Consider the following 15319-nt stretch of genomic DNA (forward strand, 5'->3'; position numbering starts at 1 on the left):
TTCATCTAGCGGATGGCGCCGTAGCGACGACGGTCGATGGTGAGGGCAACGGCGGCGATGACCACGAGTCCCTTGACGATGGACTGCGTGTAGGGATCTACGGCCGTGATGTCCATCCCGCTACCCAGCAGCACGATGATGAGGGCTCCGAGCAGGGTGCGGTGCGGTCCGCCCACTCCCCCGGACAGGGCCGTGCCCCCGACGACGATCGCCGCGATCGAGTTCAGGAGGCTGGGGTCGGCTCCCATGGGTACACCTGTGCTGGCCTGACCCGTGAAGATGATGCCGGCCGCTCCTGCGATCGCTCCAGCCAAAGCGAAGACCGACAGCTTCATCCGGTTCACCCTCACGCCCACAAGGAGTGCAGCCCGTTCGTTGCTTCCCATCGCATACAGGTGACGCCCGTACTGGGTCCCGAACGCGACGACCGTGAGCACGGCTACCAGTCCGAACGCAATGAGCGTGCCGTTGGGTACGCCGGCGAGGACAGATTCGTTAATGAGGGTGTGCAACGAGTTTGAGGCGTAGGAGACCGGTCCGCCCTGCGAGATCGTGTTCGAGATGCCGCCCAGCACTGAGAGCATTCCGAGCGTAACAAGGAAGGACGGCACTTTCAGGTAGATGGTGACCAGGCCATTGACCAGGCCGGCGGCCGCGCTGATCGCCACGGTGAGGACAATGGCGGCAACGATGCCATAGTCGTCGATCCAGGTGGCGACCAGGATTCCGGCCAGGGTCGCGTTCGCTGCCACGCTCAGGTCAATGCCGCCGATCAGAATCACGAACGTTCCAGCAAGTGCGAGCACCGTCAGGAACGACATCTGCCGTGAGATGTTGTCGACTGATTCCAATGAGACGAAGGCCGGGTTCCGGATCCCGAAGTAAGAGATCAGCACCACGAGGGCGAGAATCGGAACGAGGAAGTTGCGCTCCAGGAGCACGCCGAATCGGCTTCCAGCCTTTCCTGTCTCTGGGGAAGTTGGGGGCAAGAATGGCTCTCGCTTCTCTTTAAGGGTTATGTTCATGTTCGATTTCCTGTTCAGGTCATGTGCCGGACTACGTCCAGCTCGGACGGTTTGCGGTCGACATCGGCAGCGAGCTCTTCGACGACCCGCCCGTCTTTCATTACGACAATTCGGTCCGAGAGCCCGATGACTTCCTCCAGGGACTCTGAACACACCACGACGGCGGTCCCGGTCGCGGCCATTGTCCGCACGTGGCGGTAGATGTCCTCGCGACTGCCGACGTCGATGCCACGTGTCGGGTCGTCCAGGATGAGTGCCGTGCAGCCTCGCCCGAGCCAACGAGCGAAGATCGCCTTCTGCTGGTTGCCCCCGCTGAGTTCTCCGAGCGGGGTCGTCAGGCTGTCGGCCTTCACGGCCATCCTGGAGGCGAGGTCGGAGGCGAGGCGGTGTTCGGTGCGCGCGGAGATCAGTCGGGTCACGGGGTTTCGCACCTTGTCGAGGAAGCCGATCGCAATGTTTGCCTTTAACGAGATGTTGGCGAAGATCGAGTCGTTCTTCCGTTCCGGCGGAACGAAAACCACGCCGCGTGCGATGGCGGTGGGGACGTCCCAACGCGCGTACGTCCTCCCGCTCACCGAAAGGCTCCCTGAAGAGATTTTCACCGCTCCCGCCAGGGCAGCGGCGACCTCTGACTTTCCAGAGCCGATGACGCCGGCAATGCCCACTACTTCACCCTTCCGGACGCTGAGGGAGACATCCTGGAAGGCGTCGCTGCTCGCCTGCTCGAGCTGAAGGAGCACCGTGTCTTCCTTACCGGTGCCCTGTGCCGCCAGGTGGTAATAGTCCGCGGCACGGCCGCGTCCCACCATGAGCTCGTGAAGGTCGGAGTCGGCGAGGCCGACATTTGGCACCGACTTCACGGTGCGTCCGTCCTTGAGGACGACCAGCCGCGTACACATTGCCAGGACGTCGCGGAGAATGTGGGAGACGAAGATGAACGCGGCCTTGCTTTGCCACTGCCGCACGAGGTTGAAAAGCATTTCAACCTCAGCCTCGCTCAGCCCGCTGGTCGGCTCATCCAGGAGGATAATGGGTCGCTCTCCGCTGAGCTTTGCCCAGGCGAAGGCTTTTGCGATCTCTATGAGCTGACGCTGAGGGTATGTCAGGCTGCTCACTTCGGCGTTCACCGGTATTGATGACAGACCGCACTCTTGCAGCAGTTGCAGCGCGGCTCGTCGCATCGCCGCATGGGGCAGCAGCGGGCTGCGGCCGGCGATGGCTCGCTCGTGTCCGAGGAAGAGGTTCTCATACACCTTCAGCGACGGGGCCAGAGACTGCTCCTGGGTGACGACCGCGATCCCTTTGGCAGCCAAGCGTCGCGGATCGCCGAACGCGACCGACTGACCAGCCACCGTCAGACTGCCCTCATCCGGGCTGACGGCACCGCTCAAGACTCCAATGACCGTCGACTTGCCGGCACCGTTCTCCCCGACAAGACCCAGGATCTCGCCCTCGAACAGCTGCAGGCTGACATCAGACAGGGCCTTGACTGGCCCGTAGGTCTTCGAGACGTTGGAGAGTTCAATAGCGGGGATGGCGTGTCGGTCAGTCGATGTGGCAGTGTCCTCGGCTTGGATCGTTTGTTCCGGGGCGTGCTCGGACATCGTCACACCATCTCGCTCTTATATGCTGCCAGTGGACCAGCCTGGAAAGCATCGGCATACTTCTTCTTGATCTGCGTGATCTCCTGGTCGATCCCATCCCAGGCCGTATTCAGCTTGTAGTCGCCGGTCGGCGCGTCAGCGAAGAATTCCTGTGGCTTGATGGGCGTCAGGAGAGTCTGCGGGTCCCAGTCATCGGGGTGCAGCGCGCGACTCATGCGCTCCCACTCGAAGGGCAGAGGACCGGAATAAAGCTTCTTTCGCAGGTCGGCCGCGTTCTCTGCGTTCACCAGCACCGCACCTTGGAAGAGCATCGATTCGGGAAGGCTGAGCTTGACGCCGTTGACCGCGTCAAACAGGCTCACGGCTGCAAGTCCCGCGGACAGGCCCGGCGTGGTTGCAGAGGTCAGCAGCTGCTTGCCGTCCGCGATGAACTCGATATTTTTCTTGTTTCCGTCGAATCCTGTGACCTGTATTCCCTTGATGCCGCGGGCATCGAGCGCCGCGATGACCCCTTCGGCCTCACTGTCGTTCTGAGTGAACACCCCGACAAAGTCGTCGACGCTGGGCAGGGTGTTCTCGAAAGCCTTCCGGGCGTCCTGGGCAGTCCAGTTGCCGTCCGGGGTCGTGACGATCTTTATGTTCGGGTATTCCTTCAACGCTCGTTTGAGTCCGGCGGTCCGCTGTACGTCCGGCGTTGACCCTTTCTGGCCGGGAACGTGGATCACTGTTCCCTCCCCGCCGACTTTCTCGAACAGCGTCTTGGCGGTCTGATAGGCAATCTCCGGTGTTGAGGGCGTGATGAACCGAACCCAAGTGCGCGAGTCCGCCGGAGTGAAGTTAGGCGGAGCGGTGAACGTGCACGCGTAGAAAATGTTGGCAGCAGCCGCCGATTTCACCATTGCCGCACATTCTGCTTCGGATGCGTTGTGGCCAAACATCGTCTTGCCACCGGACGCACGGACCGTGCCAAGCTGTCCCAGGGCGGTGTTGACGTTTCCTTGCTCCTCGTAGGCCGTGAGGTCGAACTTCAGGGCGGCCGCGGCCTGCTTGGCGCCGTCGGTGTACTCGACGAAGAACTCGTTGGCCAACGTGGTCACGTGCGCGGCCATCGGTCCTCGAGTCAGACCGTCAGACCCCGATTTCGATCCGGAGGCGATGGAACACGAGCTCAAGCTGATGGATACTCCCGCTGCGGCCGCAAGTCCTAGGAAGGTGCGGCGGCCGACATCACTCGGGAAGATGTCGCTGCGAGCGATTTCGGCGATTCTTGATTCGATCGAGGGCATGTTCTTTCTCGTTTCGGTTGGGAGAGTAAAGCAGGTGGGGAATCTTCGGCCCGAGAGTCCGCAGCTTGGCGACGAGCGAAGGTTTCGGGGCCGGGGTGCAGATTGGCGGGCGCGCAAATGTGTGGTTAGGTCACGCGGTTGCATCCGGTGATGCGTGCGACCATCTCGCCGTACCCTGTCTGCACGTGGTTTGGGCCATTTATTGGCGAACGGGGGACTTTTCACTGGCTGCCGGAAGAGCACCCGCAGGTTCTTGGTTCCAGAATTCAATGATTTGTTCAAACATCTCTTCCGGACATTCTTCTGGCAGATGGTGGCCAATTCCGGCAAAAACATGGCCCCTGAGGTTTGGGGCGACGCCTTTCATTGTTTGATAAAGATTGTCCGCGTCTGCCAGCTCTCCTCCCAGCGCCAACGTCGGAGCCTCGATAATACGGCCGCTTCTAGCTGCGCTGGCTGATCTACCCTCCGGGCTGAAGACGTGCCTGTAATAGGCAAGGCCGGCTCGGACGGCCCCTGGTTTGGAGAACACGCGCAGGTACTCATCGAATGCCCTCGGCTCGATTGTCCACGTGCGGGCCAATTTGGCCGGGCCGAAGAACCAGGACAATAGCGTTCGTTCCCGCCCTTCGATCAGGGCCTCTGGCAGGCCATCTAGCCTGTTGAAGTAGAAATGCCACTGCCGGTGAACCATGCCCATGCCCGGGTAGCCGGCCGGAGGGGCAGGAGAAACTCCAGGTATGAAGGCGTCGGAAAGCACAAGGCGACGCACTTCTCCCGGGTAGGCGGCAGCGTGAGCATGCGCTATCCAACTGCCGGTGTCATGGCTGACCACGTCGACGCCCCGGCCGTGATCCAACCCGAGCCGGTTGATAAGGACATGGACATCCTGGGCCAGGGTTTCGAGGTCATAGCCCTGCGGCGGGGCATCGCTATCACCAAAGCCGCGGGTGTCCACCGCGTAGACCTGGCGGCCCGCAGCCACGAGCATCGGTATCAGGAACCTCCAGGTGTACCAGGTTTGCGGCCAGCCGTGCAGGAGAAGCACCGGATCACCCTCGCCTGCTACTGCATAGTGAAGGCGTACACCTTCGGCCACAGGTACCAGCCCATGCTGGATTTCGACAGGAATCGTGCATGAGGCACTGCCGGCGGGAGCTTTGTAAGGGGCGGTGAGCGGACCGAAGCTCTCGTAATTCGTGGTTTGTTCGGGATTTATCCGCACCCCTTCCAAAGGGCGTCCTGATCCCTTTTTTCCGTTTGCTGTAGAGGAAATGACTTCGTTCATAACGATCCTTTTTAAGAAAGGGATTGTGATTATCGGAACCGCGCGCATGGGTTGCATAGAGCTTTTCGCGTCGGGCTAGAACGTTCTAGGGTTGAGTGTAACCTGCAACGTTCTAGGGTGACAAGGGTTTTGGCTGCAACGTTCTAGAGTAGGTGTGGGACTAGCCCGGTCCCTCGTTTGAAAGGGGAGCCTTGTGGTACCAAAGGCGGAGACGACTGGCCGACCCACGATCACCGACGTAGCCGCGGAGGCTGGCGTTTCGACGTCCTTGGTCTCGCTTGTCATGCGCAATCTGCCAGGCGCGAGTCCGGCGAACCGAAAGCGCGTCTCGGAAGCGGCAGAACGCCTCGGCTATAGGCCGGATTCGCGAGCTCAGCGGCTACGCAAGAAGCAGACCGGCACGATAGGGGTTGTTGTCAATTTCGAGCATCCGTTCCATGCCGACATGATCGAGGCTCTCTACGCCGAGATCGGCTCTCGCTATGAATTGGCTATCAGCGCGGTAACCCCTGGTCGGAAGTTGGAGGAGGCGGTGGCAGGCCTCATCAACGAACGCTGTGACGTTCTCCTTTTTTTGGGCGTTGTGGCCACTGATGAGCAGCTGATGGCCTTTGACAAGGAACTTCCGTCCATCATGCTCCACCGGCGGCTTTCAGAGGGCACGATCGATACGGTGCGCGTGGACGACGTCGATGGAGGACGCATGGCAACAGAACATCTCCTGAGCCATGGGCACCGCCGGGTGCTCTACATAGACGGTTCAGGCAAGGCAGGATCAGACGACAGGTTGGCGGGCTTCATGGAAACGGTGGCAGGAAAGGGCTTGGCCGAATTCGCGACAGTCCTGCCGGGGGGTGAGAGCGAGGACGATGGTGCACGGGCGATGAGAGAGGTGCTCGCCATGCCCTCAGACGATCGCCCGACAGGAATTTTCGCGTACAACGATCGCTGTGCTCTGGGCGTGCTCTATACGGCAGTTCGAGCCGGTATTCGAGTACCTGACGAGCTCTCTGTCATCGGTTACGACGACAGCCGTATCTCCCGCCTGATTTCGGTCGGGATGACTACCATTCGACAAGACACCAAGAGTGTAGCCGGCAGCGCAGTAGCCCGGGCGATTGCCAGGATGCAAGAGCCTGCTCTCAGCGCGGTCGATCACGTACTACAGCCAACTTTGATTGTCCGATCAACAACAGCCGCTGCTCCCAACCCGGCCACCAAAGACATTTTGTAGCCGGCCCGAGCTCGGGCCTAGATGCTGATTCGCCTGATGCCTCCCCGTCAAAGGCATGCATCGTTGCCTGCGATGAAGTCCCGGAGAATATTCTCGAATAGCACCTGAACGTAGTCGAGCAGCGACCCTGCTGCGAAAGGAACCCACTTGAGGAAACGGGACGGTACCTTTACCCACCGGCCTGGGGCCTAACCGGCTTGCGTGTCGACCCGACGTACTGGAACGAAGAATCAACACCCCCGAGGATTGTTTCCCGGCAAGGTTAGCGGGCGTCGACTTCATGCGTTAGGCCGAAAGGAACGCTGGAGTGGAGTTCAAGGGAGAAGTCCGAGTCCGAGCGGCGGATCACCAGAATTCCGCAATGTGACTGCGATAGCGCGCCTTCACGGAGGCGTTCGACGGCGTCGTTGAGCTGCCGGTCCATATCGGCGCGATGCGTGACGCGCACCCACAGGCAATCTCGGAGGTCGGGTGTGAGGGTCATGCCAAGTTCCTTTCAAATGGACCTGTAGCCGGGATTGGCAGGTCCGGATGCCAGCGCTGTTCATTGATGTAGAGAGATCCACCCGAGGAGCGCTGGACGCACCCGGCAGTGTGATCATCCGTGGCGTTTGTAAACGCTCGGTCTCAAATAAAGTAAACGAACGTTCTCGAAGTTTGTCAACGCTCATTCTCAAAACTGGTGATGCATGAGAGGATGAATTGGGATCGATACGCGCGAGGAGGTATGTACATGGCGCGGCCGAGAAGCTTCGATGAGTCCGCGGCACTTAAAGCTGCCCTGGGCACCTTCTGGCGCTACGGTTACGAGGGGACCTCTATCGAGCTGCTCTCAGAAGCGATGGCGATGAACAAAGCCAGTATCTATCGGGTTTTTGGATCGAAACAGGATCTCTTCCAGCGGGTTCGCCAGCTCTACCATCAGGATTACCTGGGATTCCGCATAGGAGCACTGGAACAGAAATCGCCCAGGAAGATCGTGGGGGACCTCCTCCACGGTATGGTCGAGCTTCATGCCGAGGGAGAGACTCCCCCCGGGTGCCTGGAGACGAATGCCGCCCTTGCGGTTGGTCCGGACAATGAAAAGATCCGGGCTGATCTGGCCGAGAGCCGAGACGCCTTGCGCGGCATGCTGATAAAGAGGTTCGAGGATGGGGGGATGGAAGACTCCCTCCCGCCGGGCATGTCCGCAGAGGGCGCAGCCGGCGTCATTAGCACGCTCGTTCAGGGACTTGCAGTCCAGGCCAAATCAGGACGCTCCCGGGAGGAGCTTTCTGAGGTTGTTAATGCCTTCTTGTCGGCCTGGCCCGACTCATCCGCCGCCGCCTGATCGCCGGCCAAAGCCCCTCCCTTCCCTTTTGGGAAGGCATGCTGTCGCCTCAGTCCCCCCGAACATAAAGCGCCCTCGAATCCGTTCGCAGGGGACTTTTGTGCAAGTGGCAGCTCCTCCCGCCCTCCTGCCACTACGGGTCGTCCCAATTGCGTTTCGGGTACCGGATGGCTCCGCTTCATTCCGATTCACTTCCAACCACATCCAGTGCGGCCCTGGCGGCCTTGCCCATGGAGTGTCCGCCAGTCTCCACTAGGGCAGTGGTAGTTCGCCAAGGCGGCGTCCGTTTCTAAGCAGCCTGCCGGAGCCCTCCTGCCGCATGGAGGCTAACCATTCACTGGAGGGGCGGGAGGCGATCATCCTTGTCGTCGCTTGGTCAGCGCGTCAAGTCCCAAGTCCAAGGTACTCGCGATGGTAAACCCTGCGCACACGCTCGAAGAGCGGCCTGTTTTGAGCCGAACGCTAATGCTCCCCTAGTTGATCCGCATTGCTTCTGCCAACAGCTCCACTGAGGCGCCCTCGTAGCCCTGCCGCCAGAAGCTCTGCAAGGCAGCTTTCAGGGCTGCAGAGGCTTCAAATGTCCGCGGTCGCGACATGCGGTCCCTCTTGGCGTTCCTGTGAACACGCAACCTTTCACGGACACTCAGGGTTTTAAACCGATCGTTTGCATTGTATGAGAACGTCCGTTTACACTGTTTGAGAACGAGCGTTTACGTAGGACCTGCTACCGCATTGTGTCGAGGACATGCTCGCCATCCACTTGTTGAGATTTTTCTGATTTACAGCGAAGTAAGGAGAAGGTTCGCAATGCTTGAAGTCAAAGATTTCGCAGGAGCACCTGTCACTCATGGGCGCGTCAGCCTGAACGGAACCCGCATCCACTATGTCGTGGCCGGCCAGGGGGAGCCTTTGGTGCTACTGCACGGTGTGCCGAAAAGCTGGTACTACTGGCACCGCATCATCCCGATCCTGAGTGAGCATTTCACAGTCATAGCACCAGACATTCGTGGGTTCGGGGACTCCTTCCGCCCTCAAAGTGGGTATGACATGGAAACCGTTTCCGAAGACATCGTGCAGCTGGTTGATTACCTGGGGTATGACAAGTTTGGGATCGTCGGTGAAGACTGGGGCGCCTGCTTCGCTTTCGCTGTTGCGGCGAGGTATCCGGACCGCGTTACCAAGCTTTCCTTTGGAGAATCACTCCTTCCCGGCTTCGGACTGGAAAGCTGGTCCCACCTGAGCCCCGAGAATCACGCCCTGGGGCGCTTCCTCTGGCACGTGAGCTTCTTCCACGTCCCTGACTTCCCCGAGATGCTCATTTCCGGAAGAGAAGGAGCGTTCTGGTCCACCTGGATGAAGAACGAAACTTACGACCCGGCTGCCATCACTGATGACTGCGTGGAGGAATGGGCCCGGACATCCTCGGCACCCGGTGGCCTGCGCGCCATATTCTCCGTTTACCGGGCCACCTGGGAGAACATCGCGTTCACCAAGGCGATTCAGGAACAGGGCCTGCCCATGCCTGTACTCGCGATCGGGGCGAAGTACTTCATTGCCGAAGAGGCCCGCAACCAGATGGAACACTTCACCGACCGCGTCGAGTACGTCGAGTTCGACTGCGGCCACAGCCTAGCTCTCGAGCGGCCCCTCGAACTCGCCGAAACCCTGATCAAGTTCTTCTCCCCCAGCTGAACCCTTCAGCCGACTGCCCCGTCAAAGGAGACAGGCACCTATGCAGAACCCCACTAACACCACTCGAATTTCAGCAACAATCGCGGCCTTAGCGCTTACGGCAGCCTTGGCAGCCTGTAGCCCGCCTCCGCTGCCAACTCAGACGGCCGGAGGTGGGGCAAACGGCGACGGTTCAGGTGAAAACTTCCTGGTAGCGCCAAGCACAGCCGTCAAAGTCAAGTCAAAACAGGGGACAACGGTCACGTCCCCCAGTGGCAAAGAATTCAGCATGCCCTATGCAGATGTAGCACCCCTTCCTGACGGCCCGGTTGGGGACCCCACAAAGACATACACCATCTGCTTTTCGCAGGCCGACTCGATCGGCTCATGGGCCGTAGCCCAACGCGAAAGCGCAGCCATCGAGGCCGCGCGCCACCCCAACGTGAAGGTCCTCTTCTACAACACCAACAATGACCCTTTGAAGCAGGTTCAAGACCTCGATTCCTGCCTCGCGCAGAAAGTGGACGCCGCAGTCGTCTGGCCTCACTCCGTGAAACCGCTGACCCCTGAAATCGAAAAGATCAAGGAGTCGGGAACTCCCATAGTCGGCATGGAACGCACGGTCGCCACGAGGAACTACGATTCGTGGATCTACCTCGACACCGAGGCCTCCGCCAGGAGCCTGGCTGAGCAAGTCGGCAAGTCGATGAACGGGGAAGGCGTAGTCGTAGAAACAGACGGAGCCCTTGGATCATCCCCCCAGATCCTCCGTAACGAAGGGTTTAAGAAGGCCCTCAACGAGCTGTACCCGAACATCAGGATTGAGTACACGGCCCCCACAGACTACAGCCGCGGCCAGGGGTACAAGGTTGCTCTGGATTATCTTCAGGCACATCAGGACCAGAAAATCGGCGCCTGGTATTCCCAATACACGGAGATTGGCTACGGGGTGAACCAGGCACTGAAGGACTACAACCGCACCGGCTCAGTCCCGCAATTCTCGATTGTTGACGGAAAAACTGCGGTTAGAGCCGTCCAGGACGGCGTCTTCCACGCACTCTCCCCTTGGAATCCTGTTCACGGCGATGTTGGTATCCGCGTTGCCCTTTACCACGTGCTGGGCAAGCCGGTGGAGAAGGACTATCTCCTTGAGCAGCCCCCAGTCATTACTAAAGAGAATGCGACCGAGGTGCTGAAGAGCACCTGGGAGGGCTAGCAATGCCTGAGGATCAAACCGACCTCGCGGTTACCCTTGAGACCCAAAAGCCCATCCTGTCACTAAGGGGCATCAGCAAGAGCTACCCCGGAGTCAAAGCCCTGGCCGACGTGGATCTGGACATTCATCGCGGCCGCGGCCACGCCCTGGTTGGTGAAAACGGGGCAGGTAAGTCAACGCTCATCAAAGTCATAGCAGGCCTCGTCCGGCCGGATGCCGGCGAAGTGCTAATCGATGGACAACCCGTTATCCTACGCAGCCCAGCGGACGCCCTCCGCCACGGGATCCACCTCGTGCCGCAGGAAATCTCCCTTGCCGAGGACCGGAACGTCGCGGAGAACATCTTCCTTGGCAAACTGCCCCACACCGGCCCGTTTGTTCAACAGCGAGATCTCCTGACGCGTTCCGAAGCACTCCTTGCGCGCCTGGGCCTGGAAAACGTCGACCCGCGCTCCTTGCTCCGAGACCTTCGCCCTGCCGTGAAACAGATGGCGATGATCGCCCGTGGAATCTCCACAGGCGGCCGGATTTTCATCCTGGATGAACCCACCGCAACACTGACAGAGCCAGAAGTCGAACGACTGATCGCCGTAGTGCAGCAGCTTGAGGCCGAAGGAGCCGCTGTCCTGTACGTCAGCCACCGTCTCCCCGAACTGGAGCACGTCGCCGACAGCATCACCGTCATGCGTGATGGCCAGTCTGTGGCACGCATGCCATTGGCCGGCACCACAGAAGACGATCTCGTTCAAGCAATGGTCGGCAGGTCTGTTGAGAGGTTCTTTGACACGCGACAAGAGCGGGTCATTGGAGAAAAGAAGGTCCTCGAAGTCGAGGGACTGTCCAGGAAGGGCAGCTTCCAGGATATAAGCCTCAGCCTGCGGGCGGGGGAAATCGTGGGACTGGCCGGACTCGTAGGGGCCGGCCGAACGGAAGTGGCGCGTTCCCTGTTCGGCCTGGACAGGATCGATAAGGGGTCTGTCCGAATCGACGGAAAAGAAGTCAGGATCCGCAGACCCAAGGACGCCATAAAAGCTGGGCTCGCCCTCGTTCCCGAGGAACGCAAGAGCCAAGCCCTGGTACTCAACTTCCCCGTCTCCCACAACATCGTCCTTCCGCATCTGAAGCAAATGAGCAAGATGTCCTGGCTATCACGACGCAGGATCCGCAAACTTTGCGAGTCAATTGCCCAGCAGGTGAACATCAAGGCACCCAGTGTGGACACCGCCGTGGGATCCCTAAGTGGCGGCAACCAACAGAAGGTCGTGCTCGGACGCTGGTTCTGTTCGAATCCCCGGGTCTACATCCTGGACGAACCGACCCGAGGAATTGATGTCGGCGCGAAAGCAGAGATCTATCAGAACATTGGCCGCTTCACCGCAAATGGAGCCGCTGCGCTGGTGATTTCATCCGAACTCCCAGAGCTGCTGGGCATCTGCGACCGAGTTCTGGTGATGCGGGCAGGTCGTCTCGTAGGTGAAATCGCCACCGCTGAAGCCAGCGAACAAACAATCCTTCAGCTCGCAATTGGAGCATCAAAATGACACAGACAATAACCCCGACCACGTCGGGCAAGTCCCGGCCCAAGGACACCTCAAAGGCCGGCAACCACACCAATGACCGGCTCCGCCGCGTCCTCTCCGTAAGCGGAATGCTGCCGGTATTGGTTCTGCTCATCATCGTAGGTTCAATCCTGTCGCCCGCTTTTCTCACCGCGACGAACTTCTCGAATGTCCTGCGCCTCGGCGCCGTGATCGGACTGCTGGCAGTCGGACAGACGCTGGTAGTTCTGTCGGGCAGGGGTGGCATCGATCTCTCGGTTGCGCAAGTCGCTTCGGCCTCTGCCGTAGTCGGTTCGCTGTATCAGGCGTGGGGACTGCCGGCTGTCCTTGTGGCCGCATTGCTTACCGGGGTGTTTTTCGGCGTCGTGAACGGAATTGGGGTTTCCTTTTCAAACCTGCAGCCCTTCATTGTCACGCTGGCGACAATGACCATGGCAAAGGGAGTGGCTTTTGAACTGACTAATGCATCGCCGCTACCTGTCACTGCCCCGGGGCTCTCGTGGTTTTCCACCGGCCTCGTTCTGGGCATCCCCGTGCCAATCGTGATCTTGGCCGTCGTGGTCATCGTGGGGCAACTGGGTCTTAGTGGCACTACGTTCGGGCGCAGTCTCTACGCCGTGGGTGGTAATGAGGAGGCCGCATACGGTGCAGGCATTAATGTACGCGGCTACCGTATCGGGGTTTATGTGATCAGCAGCGTGCTTGCGGCTCTTGCGGGTGTGCTAGGCATGGCCCAGCTTAATACCGCCGACCCCAACTTCGCGAGCGGTTATGAGCTCAGTGCCATTGCAGCTGTCGTTGTCGGCGGGACTCTGCTGGCCGGTGGACGCGGCAACATCTTCGGCACACTCATCGGTGTTGTGATCATGGCCCTGGTGTCTAATCTGCTGAACCTTCTCAACGTCAATCAGTGGACGAACCTGATGGTCACGGGCCTGATCATCGTCATCGTCGTGTCGGTAAACCGTCCTGCTGACGGTGACACCCGCCGCCAACGCGTCCTGAAATCAGCGCCGCTTTTCGGGCTCCTCCTCCTTGGAGCAGTAACTCTCTACGGCGTTCTCAAATAGTTCGCCAAGCCCCGTCCCCACAAGATCATTCAAAGCCGGCGCGGCCGGGAGCAAATAGCAATCGCTTATGAGCACCGCGTCCGCAGCCAGGAAGGAACACCATGACGTCTCAACTCGATCTCCGTTCGGTATATGCCAAGAGGTATGGAGCGCCTACTCCCCCGTCACCTGCCCCAGCAGGCAGCCGCGGTTCTCAGATCCAGGGTCTGCAGCACGGTCTGGTCCCCGTTGACGAAGGCGTGCGCATCCACTACGTAGTGGCGGGTGAAGGAGAGCCCGTAGTTCTCATCCCAGGCTGGCCGCAGAGCTGGTACGCCTGGCGACATGTTATCCCGCTGCTGGTCGAGCGGGGACGCAAGGTTTACGCCATCGATCCCCGCGGTTTCGGCGACAGCGATATCCCTTCTGAAGGTTATGACATGGCGACGACCGCACGGGACGTACATGTTTTCCTGCATCAACTTGGGCTGGTTGGCGCGGAAGGCATCGACATCGTCTCCCACGATGTGGGTACATGGATCGGCTTCACTCACGCAATCGAGTACCCGGCGGACGTGAAGCGCTTTGTTGCCTCGGATGCTCACATACCAGGCATTTCGCCGCTTCCCGTCGGCGACTACCCGGCCATGGAGGGCGTCAACAGGCAGTGGCACTTCTACTTCAACCGACTCGATGGGCTCCCCGAGGCCCTGATCCATGGACGTGAACGGGAATTCCTTGGCTGGTTTTTTGGACCGTCCAAACTCGCTCGAACCTGGGCCATCGACGACGACGCCTTCGAAGAATACCTGAGGGTTTTCAGCAAAGTAGGGGCAGCCAGGGCAGGTCTGATGTATTACCGCGAAATCTTCAGCCCCGCTGGGCGTGCTGCCAGCCTGGAACGCAGCAAGAAGAAGCTGCCCATGCCGGTGTTGACTCTGGGAGGTGGCTACGCCGACCGCGACAACCTCTTCAACACCATGCAGCAGTTCAGCAGCGACGTGACGAATCACATTTTTGAGGGCATCGGTCACCACATTCCGGAGGAAGCACCGGAAGAGTTCGTAGAGCAGATTCTTAAGTTTTGGGCAGCCTGATACAGAAAATTATTGTTCCCAGAGCAGCCCCCTTCTGATCACAGCAGAGGCACAGCTCCAGGGCGGAACGCGTGGCCTCCGCAGCGGTCGTGGAGCAGAACCAAAAGTAAGCAAGTACCAGAAAAAAGGGAACCAATGGATTTGAACTTGACCGGCAAGATTGCCGTCGTAACGGGCGCGAGCCGGGGCATTGGCCGCGAGATTGTGTCCGCTTTGGCGAATGAAGGTGCCACCGTTGTCGCGGGGGCCCGCAGTTTCCCCTCGGACTATCTGGAAGCCGCAGGAAAGGGCCGAATCGTCACCGTTGCCGGCGACCTCCTTGAAGAGGGTGCTGTGCAGAGGCTTATCGACCGCGCAGCTGAACTGGGTGGCCTCGACATCCTGGTCAACAACGTGGGTGCAGTGACTCCCCGGATGGACGGCTTCCTGGCAATATCCGAAGCCGAGTTCGACGAGACCTACTCAGTCAACTTCAAGACAGCCCTGCGGACTATTCGCGCCGCTTTGCCGCTTCTGCTTGAACGCGGGGCAGGAAGCGTGATCTCCATCAGCTCCGTAAACGCGTTTCTTCCCGATCCCGGTGTCGCGGACTATTCGGTGGCGAAGGCCGCACTGACCAACTTGTCCAAGGCCTTGTCCAAGGAATTCGGACCCCGTGGCATTCGCTTCAATACGATCAGCCCAGGGCCCGTCGCCACGGACATGTGGTTTGGCGACGAAGGAATCGTCCACACCATCTCCTCCGCCACAGGACTGGAAGCCGATGTCGCAAAGAAGAGTGTCGTTGACGCCCAGGGTGGCTTCACTACAGGAAGGTTCACCGAAGCCAGCGAAGTCGCCGCACTTGCTGCGATTCTGTCCGGTGCACTGATCTCCAACGTGAACGGTTCCGACTTCCTGATTGACGGCGGTCTCATCAAGACACTCTGATTCCCGGGGATTCTCCCCTGTCGTGGCGGA

Annotated in this window: 13 protein-coding genes; 8 read left to right on the forward strand and 5 right to left on the reverse strand. The window is 59.7% G+C overall.

Features of this window, described 5'->3' with window-relative positions; translation table 11 throughout:
• Positions 1–5: 5 nt before the first annotated feature.
• The 4 genes from ABIE00_RS13695 to ABIE00_RS13710 all read right to left on the reverse strand — a co-directional run bounded on the left by ABIE00_RS13695 (position 6) and on the right by ABIE00_RS13710 (position 5203).
• A complete protein-coding gene (locus ABIE00_RS13695; RefSeq protein ID WP_354261087.1) occupies positions 6–941 on the reverse strand; it encodes an ABC transporter permease in 936 nt (311 codons plus the stop codon).
• 98 nt (positions 942–1039) lie between these two features.
• The gene (locus ABIE00_RS13700) at positions 1040–2629 is read right to left on the reverse strand and encodes a sugar ABC transporter ATP-binding protein (protein WP_354261089.1); all 1590 of its coding nucleotides are present in this window, start codon (positions 2627–2629) and stop codon (positions 1040–1042) included.
• Between the two features lie 2 nt (positions 2630–2631).
• Positions 2632–3915: a sugar ABC transporter substrate-binding protein gene (locus ABIE00_RS13705; RefSeq protein ID WP_354261091.1), complete on the reverse strand. Its 1284-nt coding sequence runs from the start codon at positions 3913–3915 to the stop codon at positions 2632–2634.
• Positions 3916–4114: 199 nt separating this feature from the next.
• Positions 4115–5203 carry an alpha/beta fold hydrolase gene (locus ABIE00_RS13710; protein ID WP_354261093.1) on the reverse strand — a complete coding sequence of 363 codons (1089 nt, stop codon included), beginning with the start codon at positions 5201–5203 and terminating at the stop codon, positions 4115–4117.
• A gap of 193 nt (positions 5204–5396) precedes the next feature.
• Between ABIE00_RS13710 and ABIE00_RS13715 the strand changes: the two genes are divergently transcribed.
• Positions 5397–6437, forward strand: coding sequence for a LacI family DNA-binding transcriptional regulator (locus ABIE00_RS13715; RefSeq protein WP_354261095.1), 1041 nt, complete (start codon positions 5397–5399; stop codon positions 6435–6437).
• Positions 6438–6699: 262 nt separating this feature from the next.
• Here the strand turns inward: ABIE00_RS13715 and ABIE00_RS13720 are convergent, their stop codons facing one another.
• Positions 6700–6921: a hypothetical protein gene (locus tag ABIE00_RS13720; protein WP_354261097.1), complete on the reverse strand. Its 222-nt coding sequence runs from the start codon at positions 6919–6921 to the stop codon at positions 6700–6702.
• A 249-nt stretch (positions 6922–7170) separates the two neighbouring features.
• Between ABIE00_RS13720 and ABIE00_RS13725 the strand changes: the two genes are divergently transcribed.
• The 7 genes from ABIE00_RS13725 to ABIE00_RS13755 all read left to right on the forward strand — a co-directional run bounded on the left by ABIE00_RS13725 (position 7171) and on the right by ABIE00_RS13755 (position 15289).
• Positions 7171–7767, forward strand: coding sequence for a TetR/AcrR family transcriptional regulator (locus tag ABIE00_RS13725; protein ID WP_354261099.1), 597 nt, complete (start codon positions 7171–7173; stop codon positions 7765–7767).
• 807 nt (positions 7768–8574) lie between these two features.
• Positions 8575–9459, forward strand: a complete 885-nt coding sequence (locus ABIE00_RS13730; RefSeq protein ID WP_354261101.1) for an alpha/beta fold hydrolase — start codon at positions 8575–8577, stop codon at positions 9457–9459.
• A 40-nt stretch (positions 9460–9499) separates the two neighbouring features.
• Positions 9500–10654: a sugar ABC transporter substrate-binding protein gene (locus tag ABIE00_RS13735; RefSeq protein WP_354261103.1), complete on the forward strand. Its 1155-nt coding sequence runs from the start codon at positions 9500–9502 to the stop codon at positions 10652–10654.
• Between the two features lie 110 nt (positions 10655–10764).
• A complete protein-coding gene (locus tag ABIE00_RS13740; protein ID WP_354261105.1) occupies positions 10765–12195 on the forward strand; it encodes a sugar ABC transporter ATP-binding protein in 1431 nt (476 codons plus the stop codon).
• Positions 12192–13283, forward strand: coding sequence for an ABC transporter permease (locus ABIE00_RS13745; protein WP_354261107.1), 1092 nt, complete (start codon positions 12192–12194; stop codon positions 13281–13283). Before ABIE00_RS13740 ends, ABIE00_RS13745 begins: the two co-directional genes overlap by 4 nt.
• 101 nt (positions 13284–13384) lie before the next feature.
• Complete coding sequence (locus tag ABIE00_RS13750; RefSeq protein ID WP_354261109.1) at positions 13385–14359, forward strand: alpha/beta fold hydrolase; 975 nt, start codon at positions 13385–13387, stop codon at positions 14357–14359.
• 135 nt (positions 14360–14494) lie between these two features.
• Positions 14495–15289: an SDR family NAD(P)-dependent oxidoreductase gene (locus tag ABIE00_RS13755; RefSeq protein WP_354261111.1), complete on the forward strand. Its 795-nt coding sequence runs from the start codon at positions 14495–14497 to the stop codon at positions 15287–15289.
• Positions 15290–15319: the final 30 nt, after the last annotated feature.

The organism is Arthrobacter sp. OAP107 (assembly GCF_040546765.1).
Classification (GTDB): Bacteria; Actinomycetota; Actinomycetes; order Actinomycetales; family Micrococcaceae; genus Arthrobacter.